Raw genomic sequence first — 22352 nt, 5'->3', positions numbered from 1 at the left:
TAGACAGGCAACATGACAGCAACGAGCCACGGCGCGGACGCGCCCGGAACCCCAGCCGGTCGCCCCGTGACGCCGCTTCTCGACCAGGTCCGCCTGCCGTCCGACCTCCGGCGCCTTCGCCCCGACCAGCTCCCCCAGCTGGCCGACGAGCTCCGGGCGGAGCTCATCGATGCGGTCAGCGTGACGGGCGGGCACCTCGGGGCAGGGCTCGGCGTGGTCGAGCTGACGGTTGCCCTCCACTATGTCTTCAACACGCCCGAGGACAGGCTGGTGTGGGACGTGGGCCACCAGGCCTACCCGCACAAGATCCTGACCGGCCGGCGCGACCGCATCCGCACGCTGCGCCAGGGCGGCGGCCTGTCCGGCTTCACCAAGCGCTCCGAGAGCGAGTACGACCCCTTCGGGGCGGCCCATTCGTCCACCTCGATTTCCGCCGCGCTCGGCTTTGCCATCGCCAACAAGCTCTCCGGCGCGCCGGGCAAGGCCATCGCGGTCATCGGCGACGGCGCGATGTCGGCGGGCATGGCCTACGAGGCCATGAACAACGCGCGCGAGGCCGGGAACCGGCTGGTGGTGGTGCTGAACGACAACGACATGTCGATCGCGCCTCCGGTTGGCGCGCTTTCGGCCTATCTTGCGCGGATCTATTCGTCGAACACCTTCCTCGAGTTCCGCGATGCGGTGCGGCAGCTGGCGAAGAAGACGCTGCCGCGGCAGCTGAAGGAGCCGGCCCGGCGTGCCGACGAGTTCTTCCGCACGCTCGGCACCGGCGGCACCCTCTTCGAGGAGCTCGGCTTCTACTATGTGGGGCCCATCGACGGGCATGACCTCACCCACCTCGTGCCCATCCTCGAGAACATCCGCGACGCCGCCGAGGGCCCGTGCCTCGTCCACGTCGTGACCAAGAAAGGAAAGGGCTACGCCCCGGCCGAGGCAGCGGCCGACAAGTATCACGGCGTCGTCAAGTTCGACGTGGTGACGGGCAAGCAGCACAAGCCCGCCCCGGGCGGCCCGCCCTCCTACACCTCGGTCTTCGCCAGGGCACTGATTGCCGAGGCGGAGCGGGACCCCACGATCGTCGCCATCACCGCCGCGATGCCGTCGGGCACGGGGGTCGACAAGTTCGCGGAGCGCTTCCCCGACCGCGCGTTCGACGTCGGCATCGCCGAGCAGCACGCCGTCACCTTCGCTGCCGGGCTCGCCGCGCAGGGCATGCGGCCGTTTGCGGCCATCTACTCCACCTTCCTGCAGCGCGCCTACGACCAGGTGGTCCACGACGTCGCCATCCAGAACCTGCCCGTGCGGTTCGCAATCGACCGCGCCGGGCTCGTGGGGGCCGACGGCTCCACCCACGCCGGCTCGTTCGACATCACCTACCTTGCCACTTTGCCCAACTTCGTGGTGATGGCAGCGGCCGACGAGGCCGAGCTCGTCCACATGGTGCACACGGCCGCCCTCCATGACAGCGGGCCCATCGCCTTCCGTTACCCGCGCGGCGAGGGTGTGGGCGTACCGCTTCCCGAGACGCCCCAGCGTCTTGAAATCGGCAAGGGCCGCGTCGTCCGCGAGGGCAAGACGGTGGCAATCCTCTCGCTCGGCACCCGCCTCCACGAGGCGCTGAAGGCCGCCGACGAGCTCGAGGCCCGTGGGCTGTCGACGACGGTTGCCGACATGCGCTTCGCCAAGCCGCTCGACGTCGAACTCATCCGCCGCCTGTGCGCGACGCACGAGGTGGTCGTCACCATCGAGGAAGGCGCAATCGGCGGCTTCGGCGCCCATGTGCTGACGCTCGCCTCCGACGAGGGCTGGGTCGACGCCGGACTCCGGATCCGCACCATGCGGCTTCCCGACGTCTTCCAGGACCATGACAAGCCCGAGCGGCAGTATGCCGAGGCCGGGCTTGACGCCGCCGGCATCGTCCGCACGGTGCTGACCGCGCTCCGCCACAACAACGTCGAGGTCAGCGAGGGCGCTCGGGCCTGAGGCCGTGGGGCAGCGCCTCGAGGGCTGGGGTCGATCTGCCCGGGCCGGCCGTGCAGCGGCAGCCGAGGACGCCCGGGAGTGACGGCGCCGCACCAGCCATGACCCGGCTGCGGGCAGACCAGCTGCTCCTGGCCCGGGGTCTGGTCGAGAGCCGGGCGCGCGCCCAGGCGCTCGTCATGGCGGGTCTGGTCTTCGCCGGTGGCCGGAAGGTCGAGAAGCCCGGCACCATGCTGCCAGCGGAGACGCCGCTCGAGGTGCGCGGGCGCGACCACCCCTGGGTTTCGCGCGGCGGCGTGAAGCTCGCCCACGCCCTCGACCATTTCGGTCTCTCGGCCGAAGGCCTGGTCTGCCTCGACATCGGCGCGTCGACCGGCGGGTTCACCGACGTGCTGCTGAGCCGTGGGGCCGCGCGCGTCTATGCCGTCGACGTCGGCACGGGCCAGCTCGCCTGGAAGCTCCGCACCGATCCGCGAGTCGTGGTGCTGGAACAGGTGAACGCCCGCGAGCTCACCACCGGCCACGTGCCCGAGCCGGTTGACCTCGTCACCTGCGACGCCAGCTTCATTTCGCTTGCGAAGGTGCTCGCGCGCCCGCTCGCCTTCGCACGGCCCGGTGCCCTGCTCGTGGTGCTCGTCAAGCCGCAGTTCGAGGCGGAGCGCCACGAGGTGGGCAAGGGGGGCGTGGTGCGCGACCCGGAGGTCCACGCGCGCATCTGCGAGGCCGCAGCGGCATGGGTGGACTCGCAGGGGTGGCAGCCGCTCGGGCTCGTGCCCTCCCCCATCACCGGGCCGGAGGGCAACGTCGAGTTCCTGCTGGCCGCGCGCAAACGGAAGGAGGCGGCGGAGAGCCCTCCACCGCCTCCTCAACGCATCTAGGGCGGCCGGGGCAAGCCGGCCGCAGCCCGGGCCTCAGCGGGCCGCGAACATGCCCTTCATCGTCTCGCCGGCAAGGGCGATGCGCGAGGACATCGGCTGCGCGATTTCGCCCGCGACCTTCAGCATCGTCTCCGACATCGCCGACCACATGGCGACCGCATGGTCAAAGCGGGTCTTCGCGAACTCGTTCTGAAGCTGGAAGAGTTCGGCCGGCGACTTGGCGGCCGCCATCGACTTCATGGCGGTGGTGGCGTCCTCGAAGCTCTTCTTCGAGTGCTCGACGATCATGTTGGCGAGCGTTTCGAAGCCGGTGGTCGCGGCCTTGGCCGACACCATCATGGCGTCCACATTGCCCTTGGCGAACTCCGACATCTCGCCGACGGTCTTGACGGCGGTGCCCATCATTTCCTGGCCCTTCTCGACCACGGTCTCGAGATTGGCCTTGCCCTGGGCGATCGCATCCGCCGTCACCTTCTCGACGGCAGGGGTGATGGCTTCGAGCGACTTCAGCACGGTCTCGGCATTCATCGTCAGTTCCTTTCGAATCGTCTCGGGGATGGTCGAGGCGAGGTCCGCGCCTTGCGGGGCTGCAGGACGAGGCGATCGCGGGGAGGGGGCCCGCGAACGACGCGGGAACACAGCCCCGCCCGTCCCACCGTTCACTCCTGCAGAGCCAGTCAAGAGCGTCTCCTCCGGCGGCACGGCAATCTGGTGGCGCCCCACCGGGGGCAGAACCAACCCTCTTGCTGCATCGCAGCATAGCGACTCCCGCGGTGCCGGGCAAGGGAAAAATGCTGCGGCCGCGAAGCTGGCGTCAGTGCCCGCCTTCCGCCCTCGCGACGCCGGAGGCCGCGAGCTGCCGATCGATCTCGGCAACAAGCCGGGCGAGGCCGGCCTCGTCACGCGCCTCGGCCCGCGCGACGAGCACGGCCTGGGTGTTCGACGCGCGCAGGAGCCACCAGCCGTCTTCGGTCGTCACCCGCGCGCCGTCGGTTGAATCGACGTCGGCCCCCGCCGCGCGCAGGCGCTCCAAGACCTCCTCGACCACGCGGAACTTGCGATCCTCGCTGCAGGGAAAGCGCAGTTCGGGGGTGTTGACGACGGCCGGCATCGCGTCGCGCAGCGCGGCCAGCGGCTGGCCCAGCGTGCCGATGGCCTCGAGCAGGCGGAGCCCGGCATAGACCGCGTCGTCGAAGCCGTACCAGCGGTGGGCGAAGAAGATGTGCCCCGACATCTCGCCGGCAAGTGGCGCACCGGTCTCGAGCATCTTGGCCTTGATGAGGGAGTGCCCGGTCTTCCACATGATCGGCCGGCCGCCGAGCGCGGCGACGCCGTCGAAAAGGATCCGGCTTGCCTTCACGTCGGCGATGATGGGAGAGCCGGGAAGCTCGCGCAGCAGCGCCGTGGCCAGCACGAGGAGAAGCTGGTCTCCCCAGACCACGCGGCCCTGCGAATCGACCGCACCAATCCGGTCGCCATCGCCATCGAAGGCGAGACCGAGGTCGAGCTGCTCGCGCGCGACGAGTGCCTTCAGATCCGCAAGATTGGCCTCGACCGTCGGGTCGGGGTGGTGGTTGGGAAAATGCCCGTCGACCTCGGCGAAGAGGACGTGGTGCGCGCCCGGAAGCCGGGCGACCAGCCGGCGGACGATCTCGCCGGTTGCGCCGTTGCCGCAATCCCACCCCACTTTCAGCGCCGGCAGGCGCACGTCCTCAAGGAGCCGGGCGACATAGCGGTCGCGCAGGTCCTCGTCGCGCACGGTGCCGGCCCCCGTCTCCCAGTCGCCATCGGCCGCGGCCGCGCCGAGCGCGCGGATGTCCGCACCCCAGAAGGGCCGGTCCTTCAGCGTCATCTTGAAGCCGTTGTAGTCGGGCGGGTTGTGGCTTCCGGTCACCATCACCCCGGCGTCCGCAGGAAGCGCCTTCACGGCATAGTAGAGCATGGGGGTGGGGCCGAGGCCGACGCGGACCACGTCGCAGCCGGAGGCCCGGAGGCCCTCGACAAGCGCCGCCTCGAGCTCGGGCGAGGAGAGCCGCCCGTCGCGGCCCACGGCCACGCGCCTGCCGCCGCCACGGCGGACGACCGAGCCGAAGCTCCGCCCCACCGCCTCGGCATCGGCGGCCGCGAGCGTCTCCCCCACGATGCCGCGGATGTCATACTCGCGCAGGATCGTCGGGGAAAGGCGGTGGCGCTCCATCATGTCGGTCGGTCCTCCGATGGCCGGCGCGCGGCGGCGGCGAGCGCCACGTCGCGGGCCAGGTTGATGCGCCGGGCCAGCTCCTCGGTGCCGCCGGCGTCGGGGTGCACCTGGGCGATGAGGCGGCGATGGGCAAGCCGGATCGCCTCGGCATCCGCTCCGGGGGCAACACCGAGCAGCGCCCGCGCCTCCTCCAGCCGCATCGGCTCGCCCGCCGCCCGGCGCGGGCGGAGCAGGAGCCAAGCGCCGAGCGCCAGCACGGCGAGGAGAAGCAGGAACTTCAGCATGCCGCCCGGCGCGTCTCGGCGGGAAACAGGGCGGCGAGAAGCTCGCGCAGCTCGGCGCGGGCTGCGACATGGCTCATCGACGGCTCGCCGAGATGGGTCAGGTCGAGGAGGGTGAGGCCGCTTGGGAAGAGTTCCCGGTAGATGACGCGCTCGGCAAGCCCCGGCACCACGCGGAACCCCACGCGCGGCGCCAGCTCGAGGAGCGCGTTGCCCACCCGGCGGCGGTTTCGCGCCTCGAGCGTGGACAGCCGGTTGCGGAGCACGACCCAGTCGACCGTGGTGCCGTCGGCACGGGCGCGCGCCTGCCGGGCCTTCCAGACGGTCTCGGCGTAGAAGGAGGGCCGCTCGACGCGGAAGGTCTCGGGATTGACCCGGCCGATGAGGTCGAAGTCGACGAAGCTGTCGTTGATGGGGGTCACCAGCGTGTCGGCGAGCGCGAGCGCGCGCCGGCCCTCCTCCGAATCCCGGCCCGGCGTGTCGAAGACGAGGATGTCGGCACCGCCCTCGGCAACGGCGGCGGCGGGATCCGCCCCGGCCTCGACCACCGCCGCCTCGGGCATGGCAAGCGACAGGCCGTGACGCCGGGCATGGGCCATGCGGTTCTCGATGTAGCGGGCCGAGGTGCGCTGGCGCTGGTCGAGATCGAGCAGGCGCACGCGCTTGCCCTCTGCCGCGAGCGCCACGGCGAGATGCACGGCCACCGTCGACTTGCCGGTGCCCCCCTTCTCGTTGGCAAGCACGATGACCGTCGGGCGCGTTGACATCCTGCCCCCGTTGCGGGTGTTGGGCTCCCTTGGCGCGGCCGTTCGGGATTCGCAATCGCTCCCGCGAGCGGGCGGCGGGGAAGCGGAGGGGGAGGGGAACCGACGGCAAGACGGGAGGAAGGCGGGCGTGACGACATGAGCGGTCTCGAGCTGGTGCGTGACGTGGCCGGGCTGCGCGCCCGCGTGGCGGTGGCGCGGGCGGCCGGGCAGCGGGTCGCGCTCGTGCCGACCATGGGGGCGCTCCACGCCGGGCACCTCTCGCTCGTGGAGCTCGCCCGGCGCCACGCCGGGTTCGTGGTGGCCTCGGTGTTCGTGAACCCGCTGCAGTTCGGCGCCAACGAGGATTTCGGCCGCTACCCGCGCGACGAGGCGGGAGACCGCGCGCAGCTTGCCCGCGCTGGCTGCGACCTCCTCTTCGCCCCCGAGGTGACGACCGTCTACCCCCCCGGCTTTGCCACCCGGGTGGAGGTGGCCGGGCTGTCGGAGCCGTTCGAGGGCGCCGTTCGGCCAGGCCACTTCGGCGGGGTCGCCACCGTCGTCACCAAGCTCCTCGTCATGGCCGCGCCCGATGTCGCGGTCTTCGGCGAGAAGGACTGGCAGCAGCTTGCCGTCATCCGCCGGCTGGTCGCCGACCTCGATCTCCCCGTCGAGATCGTCGCCGGCCCCGTCTGTCGCGATGCCGACGGCCTCGCCCTCTCCTCCCGCAATGCCTATCTCACGGCCGACGAGCGCGCCCGTGCGGCTGCCCTTCCGGCCGCACTTCGGGCTGCAGCCACGGCGCTTGCGGGCGGCGCGCCGGTCGAGCCGACCCTTGGTGCCGCGCGCGCGGCGCTGCTCGAGGCCGGCTTCGCCAGCGTTGACTACATCACCCTCGTCGACCCCGACACGCTTGCCCCGCTCGCCACGCTCGACGGCCCGGCGCGGCTGCTTGCCGCCGCGCGCCTGGGGACGACCCGCCTCCTCGACACGCTCGCCGTGGCGCCAGGAACGCCACCTGCATGACGCCTTCCGCTTCCCTTCCGGTCCCCCCTGCGCCCCTCGCGTCCGAGCCGGGCTCCCCGGCTGCCTTTGCCGAGGCGCTGGCGCGCGCCGAGCGGCACTCCCCCTTCCTGCGCGGCCTCATCCGGCGCGAGGAGGCGCTCGTCGCGCAGCTGCACGCCGGGGATGCGGCCGGCGCGCTGGCCGCGAGCGAAGCCCGCCTTGCCGAGCCGGACGCGGCCCGCGCGCTCCGGCAGGCGCGCGCCGGCGTGGCGCTCGTTGTCGCCGTCGCCGACCTGGCAGGCGCCTGGCCGCTCGAGACCGTCACCGCCGCCCTGTCGGGCTTTGCCGACCGCGCCATCGCGCGGGCGCTCGCGGCCGCCTTCGAGGCCGTCGGCATCCCGGCCGGGGAGGCGCGGGGCCTCACGGTGCTCGGCCTCGGCAAGCTCGGCAGCCGGGAGCTCAACTACTCGTCCGACGTGGACCTCATCGTGCTCCACGACCCGGCCGTCGTGCCGGGCCTGCGGTCTGGCGACCCGGATGACACCGCCGTCCGCATCGTCCGGCGGATGGGCGCGCTGCTTTCGGAGCGGACGGCCGATGGCTATGCGCTGCGCGTCGACCTGCGGCTCCGCCCCGACCCGGACTCGACGCCACCCTCGCTCCGGCTTGCCGCAGCCGAGAGCTACTACCAGAGCGAGGCCCTCACCTGGGAGCGCTCCGCCTTCATCCGGGCGCGTCCGGTGGCGGGCGATCTCGGGATGGGTGCCGCGTTCCTCGCGACCATCGCCCCGTTCGTCTGGCGGCGCAGCCTTGACTACTCGGCGATCGCGGAGATCCGCGACGTCTCGCACCGCATCCGCGACCATTTCGCCGAGCGGCAGGCCTTCGGCCCGGGCTATGACCTGAAGCGGGGGCGCGGCGGCATTCGCGAGGTGGAGTTCTACGCCCAGCTGCACCAGATGATCTTCGGCGGGCGCGAGCCGGCGCTGCGCGCGCCTGCCACGCTCGACGCGCTTGCCGCCCTTGCCGCGGCCGGCCGCATTCCCGAGCCGGCTGCAGCCACCCTGGCCGATGCCTACCGCGCCTTCCGGACGCTGGAGCACCGGCTGCAGATGCTGGCCGACCAGCAGACCCACATGATCCCGAAGGGCGCGGCCGAGCGCGCTGAGGTGGCAGGGCTCATGGGTGAGCCGGGCTGGGCCGCCGTCGCCCGGGCGATCGAGCCCAGGACGCGGGCGGTCGCCCGGCTCTACGACGGGCTTCTGACGACGGGCCACGGCAGGGCGCGCCCGCGCCTGCCCGACGATCCCGAGGACGTCCGCCGCTGGGCGAAGGCCGCGCGCATCTCCGACCCGGAGCTGCTCGTCCAGACCCTCGGCCACTGGCGGAGCAGCCGGCCGCGCTCGCTGCGTGCTCCTGAAGCGCGGAGCGCCTTCGAATCGCTCGCCCCCGCCCTCGTCCGCACCGTCGGCACCGGGCGGAACGGCCGCACCGGTCTCGTCCGGCTCGACCAGTTCATCGCTGCCCTGCCCTCGGGCGTCCAGTTCTGGCGGCTGCTCGAGGCCCACCCGCCGCTTGCCACGCTCCTTGGCCGGCTGCTGACCGAAACGCCGCTTCTCGCCGAGTCGCTCGCCGCCCGGCCCGAGCTGTTCGACGTCGTGATCGACCCGCCGCCGCCGCTTGCCGGCGTGGCAGAAGCCGAGGCCGAGCTGCGGGCCTTCGCCGGCGCGGGCAGGGCCGATCTCGAGACCTGTCTCGACCGCACCCGCCGCTGGACGGCCGAGCGCCGCTTCCGCATCGCCGTCGACATCCTCGAGGGCCGGCGCGACGCGCTGGCTGCGGCGGCCGAGCTCTCCGACATGGCGGAGGCCGCCATCCTGGTGCTCGGCGAGGCGGTGCAGGCGGAGTTCCGGGCGCGGCACGGGGTGGTCCCGGGGCAGGATCTCGTGGTCCTCGCCATGGGCCGGTTCGGCGGGCGGGCGCTCACCGCCCAGTCGGACCTCGATCTCGTGCTCCTCTTCTCCGGCCACCACGAGGCCCGCTCCGACGGGCCCACGCCGCTCGGCGCCAGCACCTACTTCAACCGCCTCGGGCAGCGCCTCATCGGTGCGCTGACGGCGCCGACGGCCTCGGGGCCGCTCTACGAGGTGGACACGCGCCTCCGGCCCTCCGGGTCCCAGGGGCTGCTCGTCGTCAGCATCGACAGCTTCGCGCGCTACCAGGCGGAGGAAGCGGAGATGTGGGAGACGATGGCGCTCACCCGCGCCCGCGCCATCGCCGGGCCACAAGAGGCGCGGGCCTCCGCCCAGGCCGCCATCGACCGGCTTCTCGCGCGCCCGAGGGCACCAGACGCCGTGCGGGCGGGCGCGTTGGCCATGCGGCGGCTCATGGAAGCGCACAAGCCCGCGCGCGGCCCCTGGGACGTGAAGCTCATGAAGGGTGGCCTCGTCGATCTCGAGTTCGTGCTCGCCGCCCGGGCGCTGATCGCCGGCGAGCGGGTGCCGACCGCGCTCGAGGGCGCCGCGCTCCGGCTCGCGCCCGAGCTCGTCGAGCCGCACCGCCTCCTCATGGCGATACTGATGGCGCTGCGCCTCATCCTGCCGGCGAAGACCGCCGCCGAGCCCGATTCGGCCGCGACCGCGCTCCTCGCCCGGACCTGCGGCCGGCGCAGCGTTGCCGACCTCAGGCGCGACGTGGGGGTGGCGAAGGCGGCCATCCTTGCGGCATGGGAAGAGACGTTCGGCCAGAAGCGCTGAACGGTGAGGCGAGCCGCACCCCGCGGCCAAGGAGGACAGATGGCAGACGTTGGCGACAAGGCCCCGCCCTTCACGGTCGAGACCGCGGATGGCCCCGTGAGCCTCGGCGACTTCGCGGGGCGCAAGCTCGTGCTCTACTTCTACCCCAAGGACGACACGCCCGGCTGCACCACGGAGGCGCTCGACTTCACGGCGCTTGCCGACCGCTTCGCGGCGGCCGACACGGTGGTGCTCGGGGTCTCCAAGGACAGCGTGAAGAGCCACGAGCGATTCGCCGCCAAGCACAACCTCGCCATCCGCCTCGGGAGCGACCCCGACGGCGCGGCACTCGAGGCCTATGGCGCGTGGGTGGAAAAGAGCATGTACGGCAAGACCTACATGGGGATCGACCGCTCCACCTTCCTCATCGACCGGAACGGCACGATCGCGGCCGTCTGGCGCAAGGTGAAGGTGAAGGGCCATGCTCAGGAGGTGCTGGCCCGCGCGGAGGCCCTGGCCTGAGCAGCCCCTGCGGGCCGGCGCGCAGAGTGGAAAGCGTTCGGGCGGCCGCGGCGCGGGTGCTCTTGGCGGCCTCGCCGGCGGAGAAGCAGGCGGCGGCCCGTGCCGCGCATGAAGCGGCCGCGGCCGGCCGGCTCGACCACCGGGCCCCCGGGCCGCTTATGCCCGAGCGGCCCGCGCGGCCGGTGCGGCCCGTCCTCCTGCCGCCGTCTGCCATGCCGAAGCGCGGCCGGGCGGGAAGCCCGCGCGCCCGCTTCGCACTCCTCCACGCGCTCGCCCACATCGAGCTCAACGCGATCGACCTTGCCGCCGACATCGCCGGGCGGTTCGGCCACCTGATGCCGCCAGCCTTTGCCGCCGAGTGGCTGCGGATTGCCGCCGAGGAAGCGACTCACTTCGGGCTCCTCCAGGCCCTGCTGGAGGAGAGCGGGGGCAGCTACGGCGACCTGCCGGCGCACGACGGGCTGTGGCAGGCGGCGTCGGCCACGGCGCATGACCTCGCGGCCCGGCTCGCCGTCGTCCCGCAGGTGCTCGAGGCGCGGGGGCTTGATGTGACTCCGGCGATGATTGCCCGCTTCGAGGCGGCGGGAGACGGGCGGGCGGCTGCCGTGCTTGCACGGATTCTGGAGGACGAGGTCGGCCACGTCGCGGCAGGCAATCGCTGGTTCAGACATGTGGTCGGCGAATCGGGTGCCGATCCCGCTGCCCGCTTTCGTGACCTGGTGCGTGCCCATTTCCGCGGCGCCCTGAAGCCGCCCTTCAACGGCTCGGCGCGCGCCGAAGCCGGTCTGGCGACGGACTGGTATCTCCCCCTTTGCCCCCCTCAGCGCCCTCCCGCATGAGGCCGAGGTGACAAGGTTAAGGAGTGTTGCGGCGGCAGCCGCACGTCCTCCCGAGGGTCAGGGAATGCACGAGAAGAGGGCGCGAGCCCCGGGCGAGTGGATGGCGCGACTGACGCAGCGGCTGCCGGAGTGGCAGGTCGAGATCCGCACGGCAGACCGCCATCTCCAGTTGAGGGTCGGAACGGGGACGCAGCTCATGGCACTTTCCTTCGCGGCGCTCGCGGCAGCCTTCGTCGGGCTCGGAGTCACGGGCGCCATTTCCGAGGGGGCCCGAGAGGAGGAGCAGGCCCGCGCCGAAATGGCGCGGATGGCCGCCCAGGTGGAGGCGCTCAAGGCCGACGCCGCCCGGCTCAAGGGGCAGGTCCAGACCACGGCGGAGCGGATCGAGGCCCGGCAGCGTTTTCTCGATGCGCTGCTGACCGGCAAGGCACGCGGGCCAGAGCTTGCCGGCCTGGTGCCACCTGCGGGCCGGGCGCGGCTCACGGGTGCTGCGGCACAGGAGGCAGGCGTGCTTGCTCCGTTCGCGGAGCTCGAGGCGCAGCAGTTCGCGCTGCTCGAGCGCGCGTCGGCCACCGCCGAAAGCCGGCTGAGGGATGCGCAGGCGCTGCTCCGCCGGCTCGGGCTCGACCAGTCGCGCTTCCTGCCCCAGAGCAGCAACCGACTCGGCCTCGGCGGTCCGTTCGTGCCGGCCGGCCCGGCGCTTGCGGGCGGTACCGCCCAGGGCGCCGACCCGCGCTTTGCCGACCTCTACATGAGCTGGCAGCGCGTGGAACTGCTCGAGCAGGCCATGGCCTCGATCCCGGTGTTTGCGCCGGCGGCCAACACGAGCTTCACCTCGGGCTTCGGCTTCCGCTACGATCCCTTCTCGGGACGGGGCGCGATGCACGCGGGGATCGACCTCGCCGGTGCCCATGGCGAGCCGGTCCGCGCCAGTGCCGCGGGGCGCGTGGTCCGCGCCGAACGGTTCGGTGCCTATGGGCTGACGGTTGACGTCGACCACGGGCACGGCATCATGACCCGTTATGCCCACCTCTCCCGCATCGACGTGAGCGTGGGCGAGCGGGTCCGGATGGGCCAGCGCCTCGGCGGCATGGGCTCGACCGGCCGCTCGACAGGCACGCACCTCCACTTCGAGGTCCGCATCGACGGCCAGCCGGTCAACCCGCGGCCGTTCCTCGACTCCGCCCGTTATGTGCTGGCCATGCAGCCGGGCCGCCCCGACGCCGTGGCGACCGCGCAAGCGGCGAACTAGCGGCCCTCTCCGCCCAGCCGGCAGAACGGCAGGGCTGGCGGGCTGATGCACCCGCGGGGTCACGCACCCGACGGCTGATGCGCGTGGCCGCCCTCCCCAGGCCACCCCTGCCGCGGCGGCCTGGCCGCTTCGAGCCCACGGTCAGGCCCGGCCTTGCGCCGGCGCCGCGAGGCCCATCCGCTTCATCTTCTCGACCAGCGTCGTCCGCTTGAGGCCGAGCATCCGGGCCGACTGCGCCACGGTGCCGCCGCTCGCCTCCAGCGCCTGGCGAATGATGGCCGCCTCCGCCTCGGCGAGGAGCGCCTTCAACACGAGCGGCCGGAGCTCCTCCTCCGCGACGAGCGGGAGTGTGGCGGGCTCGCAGCGCCTCAGCCGCGCGGAAGCCAGCGGCTCGGACCCGTGGAGCCACGCCTCCACGCTTCGCCGGCGGGGGCCGAGCAGGCGGCCGATGGTCTCCGTGTCGAGCAGGTGTTCCTCAAACGCGATGGCACGTTCGACGAGGTTGCGAAGCTCCCGGACGTTGCCGGGCCAGCCGTGCCGGGCGAGCGCCGCCGCGCCATCTTCCGTCAGCCGGAGGGACGCGCCCCGCGTGCGCGCGAAGTGGTCGACGAGAAGCGGAATGTCCTCGGCGTGGTGGACGAGCGGCGGCACCTCGAGCGTCACCACGGCAAGCCGCCAGTAGAGGTCGGCGCGGAACCGCCCGTCGGCCACCATGGCCTCGAGGTCGCGGTTGGTGGCCGCGATGATGCGGACGTCGACGGGAACGGGAGCGCGGCCGCCCAGCGGCTCGACTTCCCGGCATTCCAGAACGCGCAGAAGCTTCACCTGAAGCTCGAGCGACAGTTCGCCGATCTCGTCGAGGAGAAGCGTGCCGCCGTTCGCCGCGGCGATGCGGCCGCGGCGTGCGCGCACCGCGCCAGTGTAGGCCCCGGCCTCGGCGCCGAACAGCTCGCTCTCGGCCAGATGCGCAGGGATCGCGCCGCAGTTGACGGCCTCGAACGGGCCGGGGGCGCGAGCCGACATGGCGTGGAGCGCGCGGGCGACATTCTCCTTGCCGGCGCCGGTCGGCCCCGTGACCAGGACCGTTGCGTCCGACCGGGCGAGCTGCCGCACCCGGCTGCGGAGCTCCTGCATGGTGCTGCTGCCGCCCACCAGGAGAGCCGCGAGTGCTGCCTCCGGCTGGTCGGGCTGGACCGGTGCCGGGCGCAGGCGCCGCGGGGCAGGCATGGCCGCCGCATTCTCGCCGGGCCGTGTCCGTTCCGCTCGCTGCCGCATGTGCCTCCTCTCTGTCCCTGCCCCGCCTCTTGACCCGGCCCCGATTCCTGCGCCCACCCGATCCGCCCTCGGCCCGCGCCCGAGCCTCGGCCGCTGCCCGCGTCCGCGCCGCGCCTTCGCGCCCGGGCATCCACCGCCTGCCGTCGTCCCCCCAGGGTCCGGCCCACCGTTGACCCAACGCCGGAAACCGCGCATCTTCGCCGCTGGGGTCGGACCCGCGATTTACCAACATCTGTTCGGAAGGTTGCGGGAATTGCCGCCGGACCGGTGGTGAAGGAGGGTCCGCGCACGTGCGGAAGGCGTGCCGGCGTCCGGAAAACCATCGGTTCGCCAACAGGTTGGACGAGGACCCCATGTCGCTTCCGCTTGCCTCCAAACCGGACCGGATTGACCTCAACCATCTTCCCGTCGTGGGGGTGGTGGGGGAGATCCCGCTTGCCGAGGCGCTCGGGTTCCGGTTCCGCTTCCGCCGGCTCGATGCAGCCCAGCCGCCGGCAGGAGCGAACGTGCTGCTCGTGCAGGCCGAGGCCGTCGACGACGCCACCCTGGCCGCCCTTCAGGCCCCGGCATTCACCGGGGTGCCGCTCCTCGTGCTCGCCGACGCCGACACCGCCGACGCAGCGGGCGCCCTCATGGGCCTTGCGGTCACGGCTTTTCTCGAGCCCTCCTGCAGCCCCGAGGAGCTCGAAGCGGCGATTGCGCGGGCGCTCCGCGCGCCGCAGGCCGGCGTCGCCGACACCCGCACGCCCTTCGACCCGCGGCTCGAACGGCTGCGCGAGGAGGCGGAGCGGATCGCGGCCGCGATCCGGGCCATGGCAGCGGAGCGGGAGGCGGACGCGCCGCGCCCGGTCGACGCCCCGCGGATCCGCGCGCACATCAAGGCCCGCCGGCTGCGTGAGACCTTCTTTCCGCAGGGGCTGTTCGCCGACCCGGCATGGGACATCCTCCTCGATCTCGCGGCCGCCCGGCGCGAGGGCCGCGCCGTCTCGGTCTCCTCGCTCTGCATTGCCGCCGCCGTCCCCACCACCACGGCGCTGCGCTGGATCAAGCACATGGTGGATGATGGCCTGCTCGTCCGCCGGGCGGACCAGGAGGATGCCCGCCGCGCGTTCATCGAGCTTGCGCCCGCCACTGCCGAGACGCTCGACCGCTGCCTCGAGGCCTGCTTCAATCTCCCCGGGCTCTGACGCCCGGCGTTGACCGCCCGACCGAAGGCGCTAAGCCCGCGCCACGGCAACGGAGGTGCGGGTGCGGCAGATCGCGATCATCGGCTCGGGGCCAAGCGGCTTCTATGCCGCCGAAGCGGCGCTCAAGGCGTTCGGCGAGGACGTCGCCGTCGACATCCTTGACCGCCTGCCCACGCCCTACGGCCTCATCCGCGCCGGCGTCGCCCCCGATCACCAGTCGATCAAGGCGGTCTCCCGCCGCTATGAGGCGGTCGCGAAGGACCCTCGGGTCCGCTTCATCGGCAATGTCGAGGTGGGGCGCGACATCGCGCTCGCCGAGCTTCTCGGCTTCTACGATGACGTGGTCCTCGCGGTCGGCGCACCTGAAGACCGCCGGCTCGGCATCCCGGGCGAGGATCTGCCCGGCGTGTTCGGATCGGGCGCCTTCGTGGGCTGGTACAACGGCCACCCCGACTTCGCCGGCCTCGCCCCGCCGCTCGACCGCCCGGGCGTCGCCGTCATCGGCAACGGCAATGTTGCCATCGACTGCGCCCGGGTGCTCGCCAAGACGACCGGCGAACTCGCGGGCAGCGACATCGCCGCCCATGCACTGGCGGCGCTCGAACGCTCGGCAGTGCGTGACGTGCATATCCTCGGCCGCCGCGGCCCCTACCAGGCGAGCTTCACGCTGAAGGAGGTGGGCGAGCTCGGTGAGCTTGCGCGCGCAACCCCGGTGGTGCGCCCGGAGGACCTGCCCGACCCTGCGGGCGACGCCACGCTCGAGACCGGCCAGCGGCGGGTCGTCGAGGTGCTGCGCCGGTTCGCGGCCGCCGGGCCCGACCCGGCCAAGCCGGTGCGCATCCACTTCGCCTTCTTCCACCGCCCTTCGCGCATTCTGGGCTCCGAGCGGGTGGAAGGCATCGAGGTGGCGCTCACCCGGGTGGACGAGGCCGGGAACGCCATCGACACGGGCGAGACCCGCATCATCCCCTGCGGGCTGGTGATTGCCGCGATTGGCTACCGCTCGCTGCCGCTCGAGGGCGCTGCCTTCGACGCGCGCGGCGGCCGCTTCGCCAACGACGACGGGCGGATTGCCGAGCGGCTGTGGTGCGTCGGCTGGGCCAAGCGCGGGCCTTCGGGCACCATCGGCACCAACCGGCCGGATGGCTTTGCCGTCATCGAGCGGATCCGGGCGGAAGGCGCCCCGCCGGCCGGCCGCCCGGGGCGCGCGGGCCTGCTGGCGGTGCTTGCCGAACGGAGGGTGAGGCCGTCGAGCTTCGCCGACTGGGAGGCGATCGATCGCGCCGAGGTGGCCGCTGCCCGGCCCGGCGCTCCGCGGGAGAAGATCGTGGACATTGAGGCCCTTCGGGCGCTCTGCGGAGCGTCCGTCTGAGCCGGGCGCAACGCGCCCCCAGGGGTTGACGCACCCCGCCTCGCCCTCCTATCTCGCCTGACGGTCCGGGGAATAGCTCAGCCTGGTAGAGCACCGTCTTCGGGAGGCGGGGGCCGGAGGTTCGAATCCTCTTTCCCCGACCATCTTTTCCGAGGGCCGCGGCCGGCGCTCCGCCGGTCCGCAGCCCCATCGGCTGCATTGTCCGTCTTGCCGCACAGCGTGCCGGGCAAGCGAAGGCCAAGAGCCTTGCCCTCGCACCGCGATCCGCCTTCCCTCGCGTCCGTGTGCATGCGGCCGGGGCGGCATTCGGCGTCGACCAGGCAGTTTTGCAATGATCGACTGCCACAGGTCCGGTTGCGGGTCTCGATGCCCGATCGGGTACGGGTGAGCCGAGCGCCTGCCGACATTCGGCAAGGCCCGGAGCACGGCATGGCGCCGCCGGGCGAAGACGGCCTGCACCGGGTCAACATCTCCCCCATTTCTCCTTGGGCGTGACGCCGCTGTCGCTCAGGCAGCAACGCCGACCCGCGAAGTTGCGGAACGCGTTCACGGTCGGCCGGAGTGCTCGCGCCACATCGCCGAAGGCAACTTGTCGCCGGCTTGTCGCCGGCCTGTCCCCGGCGCGACCGTGGCGATAGCAGGCGGCTGGACGGAAGGAGAAGCATGGCGGCGCGTTCCTTCGGATCTGACCTCGCGCATCATCTCGGCCAGCGGCAGTCACGCCGGGCCTGGGCGCCTGCGGCGCAGGACAGGATCATCAGCCCGGCGGGCCTTCTCCTCGGGTTTAGCGGCGCAGGAGCAAGCAAGCGGACGCCGCTGATTGCCGGGAGCTCGGCAATCGTCGCGGAAATGCCGACCCCAGGCGAAGCCAAGTGGGCCGAGACGGCAGCGGAGCGGGACGGGCAGATCGCCGCGACTGCCGAGGAGCGGCAGGAACCGAAGGCCGGGCGGGAGGCCGAACGGGCCGAGATCGTTGCCGTCTACGTGGCGAAGGAGCCGGCGCCGGAGCTTGCCGGGGAGGTGGTGGATGGCTGATGCGGCGCTCGCCGCTGAAGGCAGCGCTGGAGCGCGAGCACGGGATCGTGCGGCTGGTGTCGGCGGCGCACGTCGCGACTGCAGGCACCGGCGCGGCGCTCGCCTTCGGGCTGGGCGCCGCCATTGCCTTCCTGCTCGCATGGTATCCGCCGGCGCGGATCGAGCTGCCGCTCATCACTGTCTCGGTGCTGGTGTCGCTGGTGGCGATTTCGGTGGCCGGGGTCCGGGCGGGGGGGGGATCCATGTGAAGCGAACTCTGGTCCGGACGCTGATCGTGGCCGCCTTCACCATCCTCGTCAGCTACACCGTGGGAGACGTGGCGTTCTAGGCTCAGGACTCATTGACCACGCCAGAAGATGACGGTGGCTGCGATGCAGACGGCTGAGAAGAAGGCGTGTGCGCAGCGGTCGTAGCGGATGGGGATGCGGCGACAGGCTTTCAGGCGGCCGAACATGATCTCGATCTTGTGGCGCTGGCGGTAGAGGACGGGGGCATGCGGAATGGCGGTCGTGCGGCTGGATTTGGAAGGGATGCAGGCGGCGGTGCCGCGCTCGGCCAAGGCGTTGCGGAAGCCGTTGCCGACATAGCCCTTGTCGGCGATCGGCTCCCTGGCTGGCGGTAAGGCATTGCGCAGCAACGCAGCGCCCCGGTGACGCTGGCCTGGCCTTCGGTCAGGAGCATGACCAAGGGCCGCCCCTGGCCGACGGTGACAGCATGCAGCCTGGAGTTCGGTCCGCCACAGGTCGCGCCCGATATTTCGGGGAAGAGCCCCTGTTGAACAGACTGGCAGCGGTTCGATGGGCCTTCAGCTGCGTCGCGTCGATCATCAGCCTGTCGGGCTTGCCGGCCCTGGCCGCCAGCTCGGCGAAGATCGAGTTGAACACGCCCAGGCGGCTCCAGCGGATGAACCGGTTGTGTGACAGGTCTTGTGCGGCCCCTGGGCCGGCAGCGCACCCCGCCAGCGCAGGCCGTTCCTGAGCACGAAGACGATCCCGGAGATCACCCGCCGATCATCCACTCGCGGAACCCCATGAGAAAGCGGGAAAAACGGCTCAATGCGCCGCATCTGCGCCTCGCTCAGCAACCACACGCCCGACATCAGCAGCACCTCCCAGATGCCGCCATCGAATCAACGCATCGCCGCCAACACCAGGGATTGAATAGGTGCTGAGCCTAGGAAAGGCGGTCAGGCTTCAACGACATCGAGGCAGCGTTCGACGCGCGCGAACACGTGCGAGAGGCGGCCAATCCCGCTCCGCCCGAAAAATTGCGATCGACCCAGCGGAGACGTCCTATTTGCTTCGTGTCAGAAGCCCCTTGGCCGATACGGTCGATATCCCGGGGATGATGGAAATCTTGGTGCAAATGGGTCTACAGTTCCCTGTTTTCCGGTATAGGGGTTGAAGTTCGCCTCCGATGACCAATTGTTCATCCTGCTGGAATCTGGCGCCGACCTGTAGTGGGGCGCCACATAAGTGCCATCAGACCGGATATACCCACGCACATGCACTGATGACTGCGCAAAGGCTGGAGTCGATGCGAGGAAAACCAGAACTCCGACTACCTTCCGCATAACAAGATCCTCCCGCACAAAATGTAGCGAACCGGAAACGAAGCTGCAAGAAGGGGTGTCGAGAAGTCTGCAGTTGCGGCACGGCATGACCTGGACGCGAGGAGTGTGCGACCCCAAGCAAGGGATGAGCGGCCCCGACACTCGTGAACGTGAGCGGTTCCTGTCAATCAGGGACGCAATCCGGTGCGTGAAGGCGATGCAGGACTGGAAGCGGACGTGGAACGTCTGGCGCTCCAGTTTCCGCCGGGCGCTCGGGATATCGGTATTGGCCGGGTGCAGGGGCGGCTCGCCCCTGCCCGCCGGAGGCGTCATTCCGCCGCGACGCCGGAGAGAAGATCTGCCCCCTGATCCGCGTCGTTGGCGGCGGCGGCGGTCTTGGCAGCCTGGCGGCGGTCGAAGATCTCCCACACTTCCTGCCAGTTCCCGCGCGTGGCCGCCTTCGAATACTCCGTCGCCCGGGTCTCGAAGAAGTTGGCGTGCTCCACACCCGAGAGCAGTGGCTGGAGCCAGGGGAGCGGGTGCTCCTCGATCATGTAGATGGGCGGAAGCCCCAGCTGCTTCAGCCGCCAGTCGGCCGTGAAACGGATGTACTTCTTGATCTCCTTCGGGTGCATGCCGTGGACTGGGCCCATCTCGAAGGCAAGGTCGATGAAGGCGTCCTCGAGGCGCACCGTCTTCTGGCACATGTCGAGGATATCGTCCCTGACTGCCGGCGTCAGGCACTGCCGCTCTGCGCAGAAGGCATGGAACAGGCGGATGATGCCCTCGCAGTGGAGGCTCTCGTCCCGCACCGACCAGGAGACGATCTGGCCCATGCCCTTCATCTTGTTGAAGCGCGGGAAGTTCATGAGCATCGCGAAGCTCGCGAAGAGCTGGAGCCCCTCGGTGAACGCGCCGAACATGGCGAGCGTGCGGGCGATGTCGGCATCGGTCTCGACACCGAAGCTCGCGAGATAGTCGTGCTTGTCCCGCATCTCCTTGTAGTTGAGGAAGGCGGCATACTCGGTCTCGGGCATGCCGATGGTGTCGAGGAGGTGCGAGTAGGCCGCGATGTGGACCGTCTCCATGTTGGAGAAGGCGGTCAGCATCATCTTGATCTCGGTCGGCTTGAACACCCGGCCATAGCGGTCGTGGTAGCAGTCCTGCACCTCGACGTCGGCCTGGGTGAAGAAGCGGAAGATCTGGGTGAGCAGGTTCCGCTCGTGGTCGGTCAGCTTCTGCGCCCAGTCTCGGCAGTCCTCGCCGAGCGGGACTTCCTCGGGCATCCAGTGAATCTGCTGCTGGCGCTTCCAGTACTCGTAGGCCCAGGGGTATTCGAAGGGCTTGTAGGTGCGGCTGGCTTCGAGGAGGGGCATGGGTCACTCCACAGGCGGAGAACAGAGATAGAACGAGGTCGCGCGCCGGGCAAGGGCTTGCCGGAAAGTTTCGGGCACGACGGGTCGGACAGGCTGAGACCCGCCGACGGCCAGGCCGCCGGAGCGGCCCGCCCCGCCGGCCGAACGCTTTGCTACTGGCACGCCAGGCACTCGTCGTACTTGTTGGCGTCGAGCTCGATCCGGCGCGGCTCGGGCGTGTTGTCCGCCTCCACTCCGCCGAAAAGGCCACCCGCTTCCCCGCCGACGAAGCCGGCGCGCTGCACCGACTTGGAGCGGAGATAGTAGAGCGACTTGATGCCCAGCTCCCAGGCGCGGAAGTGGAGCATGAGAAGATCCCACTTCTCGACATCGGCCGGGATGAACAGATTCAGGGACTGCGCCTGGTCAATGTAGGGCGTGCGATCGCCGGCAAGCTCGAGGAGCCAGCGCTGGTCGATCTCGAAGGCGGTACGGAAAACGGCCTTCTCGTCGGCGGTGAGGAAGTCAAGGTGCTGGACCGAGCCGTCATGCTCGAGGATCGAGTTCCACACCGCATCCGAGTTCTTGGCCTTTTCGATGAGCAGCTTCTCGAGATGGGGGTTCCGGATCACGAAGCTGCCCGAGAGCGTCTTGTGGGTGTAGATGTTGGCCGGAATGGGCTCGATGCAGGCCGAGGTGCCGCCGCAGATGATGGAGATGCTGGCGGTCGGCGCGATCGCCATCTTGCACGAGAAGCGCTCCATCACGCCCATCTCCTCGGCGTCCGGGCAGGGCCCGCGCTCGACGGCAAGCAGCATCGAGGCTGCGTCCACCCGCTCGCGGATGTGCCGGAACATCTTCAGGTTCCACGACTTGGCAAGCGCGCTCTCGAACGGGATGCGGCGCGCCTGGAGGAAGCTGTGGAACCCCATGACGCCGAGGCCCACCGAGCGCTCGCGCATGGCGGCATATTTCGCGCGGCGCATCTCGTCGGGCGCGCGGGCGATGTAGTCGGAAAGCACGTTGTCGAGGAAGCGCATGACGTCCTCGAGGAAGCGCGGGTCGGCGTGCCACTGGTCCCAGGTCTCGAGGTTGAGCGAGGAGAGGCAGCAGACGGCGGTGCGGTCGTTCCCCAGATGATCGGGCCCGGTGGGCAGCGTGATCTCGGAGCAGAGGTTGGACGTCGTGACCTTGAGCCCCAGGTCGCGCTGATGCTTCGGCATCGCGCGGTTCACGTGGTCGATGAAGATGATGTAGGGCTCGCCCGTTGCGAGGCGCGTCTCGACCAGCTTCTGGAACAGCGTGCGGGCATCCACCTCGCCGCGCTTCGAGCCATCGCGCGGGGAGACGAGGACGAAGCGCTCGCCCTTCCTGACCGCCTCCATAAAGGCGTCGGTGACGAGAACGCCATGATGGAGGTTCAAGGCCTTGCGGTTGAAGTCCCCGGCGGGCTTGCGGATTTCCAGGAACTCCTCGATCTCGGGGTGGGAGATGTCGAGGTAGACGGCGGCCGAGCCGCGCCGGAGCGAACCCTGCGAGATGGCGAGGGTGAGCGAATCCATCACCCGGACGAAGGGGATGATGCCCGACGTCTTGCCGTTGAGGCCGACCGGCTCGCCGATGCCGCGCACGCGCCCCCAGTAGGTGCCGATCCCTCCGCCCCGCGCTGCCAGCCAGACATTCTCGTTCCAGGTGCCGACGATGCCCTCGAGGCTGTCGTCGACCGAGTTCAGGTAGCAGGAGATGGGCAGCCCGCGCCCGGTGCCGCCGTTGGAAAGCACGGGCGTTGCCGGCATGAACCAGAGCTTCGAGATATAGTCGTAGAGGCGCTGGGCATGCGCGGCATCGTCGGCATAGGCCGCGGCCACGCGGGCGAAGATGTCCTGGCAACCCTCCCCGGGCAGGAGGTAGCGGTCCTTCAGCGTCTCCTTGCCGAAGGCGGTCAAGAGATTGTCGCGGTCGGGATCGATCTTCACCGGAAAGCGCGGCGCATGGACGGCGCGCGAGGCCGACTCGGGCATCGGCACGGCTGCAGACGTGGTCTCGGTACGTGCGAACTCCATGCTCTTCCCTGCCTTCTCCCCTCGGGCCCTCGCGGGCTCCATGAAACTCCAGTGCTTACCAGACCGGCACCCCCTCCA

18 protein-coding genes, 1 tRNA gene and 1 pseudogene are annotated in these 22352 nt (G+C 70.9%); 12 read left to right on the top strand and 8 right to left on the bottom strand.

Annotated features, from left to right (window positions below):
• The first annotated feature begins 12 nt into the window (after positions 1–12).
• Positions 13–1983: a 1-deoxy-D-xylulose-5-phosphate synthase gene (dxs, locus tag H3H34_RS02880; RefSeq protein WP_194743727.1), complete on the top strand. Its 1971-nt coding sequence runs from the start codon at positions 13–15 to the stop codon at positions 1981–1983.
• Positions 1984–2081: 98 nt separating this feature from the next.
• Complete coding sequence (locus H3H34_RS02875; RefSeq protein WP_194743726.1) at positions 2082–2858, top strand: TlyA family RNA methyltransferase; 777 nt, start codon at positions 2082–2084, stop codon at positions 2856–2858.
• Between the two features lie 33 nt (positions 2859–2891).
• Here the strand turns inward: H3H34_RS02875 and H3H34_RS02870 are convergent, their stop codons facing one another.
• The 4 genes from H3H34_RS02870 to H3H34_RS02855 form a co-directional block, all read right to left on the bottom strand.
• Positions 2892–3386, bottom strand: a complete 495-nt coding sequence (locus tag H3H34_RS02870) for a phasin family protein (protein WP_194743725.1) — start codon at positions 3384–3386, stop codon at positions 2892–2894.
• A gap of 286 nt (positions 3387–3672) precedes the next feature.
• Complete coding sequence (gene pgmG / locus H3H34_RS02865) at positions 3673–5055, bottom strand: phosphoglucomutase/phosphomannomutase PgmG (RefSeq protein WP_194744083.1); 1383 nt, start codon at positions 5053–5055, stop codon at positions 3673–3675.
• The gene (locus tag H3H34_RS02860) at positions 5055–5342 is read right to left on the bottom strand and encodes a J domain-containing protein (protein WP_194743724.1); all 288 of its coding nucleotides are present in this window, start codon (positions 5340–5342) and stop codon (positions 5055–5057) included. The genes pgmG and H3H34_RS02860 overlap by 1 nt, the downstream gene beginning before the upstream one ends.
• The gene (locus H3H34_RS02855; RefSeq protein WP_194743723.1) at positions 5336–6106 is read right to left on the bottom strand and encodes a division plane positioning ATPase MipZ; all 771 of its coding nucleotides are present in this window, start codon (positions 6104–6106) and stop codon (positions 5336–5338) included. Before H3H34_RS02855 ends, H3H34_RS02860 begins: the two co-directional genes overlap by 7 nt.
• Before the next feature lie 135 nt (positions 6107–6241).
• On the opposite strand from H3H34_RS02855, the gene panC reads away from it, so the two are divergent.
• The 5 genes from panC to H3H34_RS02830 all read left to right on the top strand — a co-directional run bounded on the left by panC (position 6242) and on the right by H3H34_RS02830 (position 12435).
• Complete coding sequence (gene panC, locus H3H34_RS02850; RefSeq protein WP_194743722.1) at positions 6242–7108, top strand: pantoate--beta-alanine ligase; 867 nt, start codon at positions 6242–6244, stop codon at positions 7106–7108.
• Positions 7105–9843: a bifunctional [glutamate--ammonia ligase]-adenylyl-L-tyrosine phosphorylase/[glutamate--ammonia-ligase] adenylyltransferase gene (gene glnE / locus H3H34_RS02845; protein WP_194743721.1), complete on the top strand. Its 2739-nt coding sequence runs from the start codon at positions 7105–7107 to the stop codon at positions 9841–9843. The genes panC and glnE overlap by 4 nt, the downstream gene beginning before the upstream one ends.
• A 39-nt stretch (positions 9844–9882) precedes the next feature.
• On the top strand, positions 9883–10344 hold the full coding sequence (locus tag H3H34_RS02840) for a peroxiredoxin (protein ID WP_194743720.1): 462 nt from the start codon (positions 9883–9885) through the stop codon (positions 10342–10344).
• A 26-nt stretch (positions 10345–10370) separates the two neighbouring features.
• Entirely contained in the window at positions 10371–11183 is an 813-nt protein-coding gene (locus H3H34_RS02835; RefSeq protein ID WP_194743719.1) for a ferritin-like domain-containing protein, read from the top strand.
• A 100-nt stretch (positions 11184–11283) separates the two neighbouring features.
• On the top strand, positions 11284–12435 hold the full coding sequence (locus tag H3H34_RS02830; protein WP_194743718.1) for a M23 family metallopeptidase: 1152 nt from the start codon (positions 11284–11286) through the stop codon (positions 12433–12435).
• Positions 12436–12576: 141 nt separating this feature from the next.
• Here the strand turns inward: H3H34_RS02830 and H3H34_RS02825 are convergent, their stop codons facing one another.
• Positions 12577–13662, bottom strand: a complete 1086-nt coding sequence (locus H3H34_RS02825) for a sigma 54-interacting transcriptional regulator (protein ID WP_194743717.1) — start codon at positions 13660–13662, stop codon at positions 12577–12579.
• A gap of 401 nt (positions 13663–14063) precedes the next feature.
• Here H3H34_RS02825 and H3H34_RS02820 point away from each other — a divergent pair, with 401 nt between their 5' ends.
• The 5 genes from H3H34_RS02820 to H3H34_RS02800 all read left to right on the top strand — a co-directional run bounded on the left by H3H34_RS02820 (position 14064) and on the right by H3H34_RS02800 (position 17552).
• Positions 14064–14897 (top strand): helix-turn-helix domain-containing protein, encoded by an 834-nt coding sequence (locus H3H34_RS02820; protein WP_194743716.1) that lies wholly within the window; start codon positions 14064–14066, stop codon positions 14895–14897.
• Positions 14898–14958: 61 nt separating this feature from the next.
• On the top strand, positions 14959–16269 hold the full coding sequence (locus tag H3H34_RS02815; RefSeq protein ID WP_194743715.1) for an FAD-dependent oxidoreductase: 1311 nt from the start codon (positions 14959–14961) through the stop codon (positions 16267–16269).
• Positions 16270–16335: 66 nt separating this feature from the next.
• Positions 16336–16412, top strand: a tRNA-Pro gene (locus H3H34_RS02810).
• Positions 16413–16932: 520 nt separating this feature from the next.
• Positions 16933–17304 (top strand): VIT1/CCC1 transporter family protein, encoded by a 372-nt coding sequence (locus H3H34_RS13940; protein WP_328831053.1) that lies wholly within the window; start codon positions 16933–16935, stop codon positions 17302–17304.
• On the top strand, positions 17304–17552 hold the full coding sequence (locus H3H34_RS02800; protein WP_194743713.1) for a hypothetical protein: 249 nt from the start codon (positions 17304–17306) through the stop codon (positions 17550–17552). Before H3H34_RS13940 ends, H3H34_RS02800 begins: the two co-directional genes overlap by 1 nt.
• Before the next feature lie 89 nt (positions 17553–17641).
• On the opposite strand, the pseudogene H3H34_RS02795 reads toward H3H34_RS02800, so the two are convergent.
• From H3H34_RS02795 to H3H34_RS02785, 3 genes and pseudogenes are all read right to left on the bottom strand, one after another.
• Positions 17642–18403 (bottom strand): annotated as a pseudogene (locus H3H34_RS02795) (IS5 family transposase).
• 782 nt (positions 18404–19185) lie between these two features.
• A complete protein-coding gene (locus tag H3H34_RS02790) occupies positions 19186–20232 on the bottom strand; it encodes a ribonucleotide-diphosphate reductase subunit beta (RefSeq protein WP_194743712.1) in 1047 nt (348 codons plus the stop codon).
• Between the two features lie 152 nt (positions 20233–20384).
• Entirely contained in the window at positions 20385–22232 is a 1848-nt protein-coding gene (locus H3H34_RS02785) for a ribonucleoside-diphosphate reductase subunit alpha (RefSeq protein WP_235945356.1), read from the bottom strand.
• Positions 22233–22352 lie beyond the last annotated feature (120 nt).

The organism is Thermaurantiacus tibetensis, from assembly GCF_015354055.1.
Taxonomy (GTDB): Bacteria; Pseudomonadota; Alphaproteobacteria; order Sphingomonadales; family Sphingomonadaceae; genus Thermaurantiacus; species Thermaurantiacus tibetensis.
The sequence above is the reverse complement of the archived record's forward strand: the minus strand, read 5'-3'. Positions and strand labels throughout refer to the sequence as shown.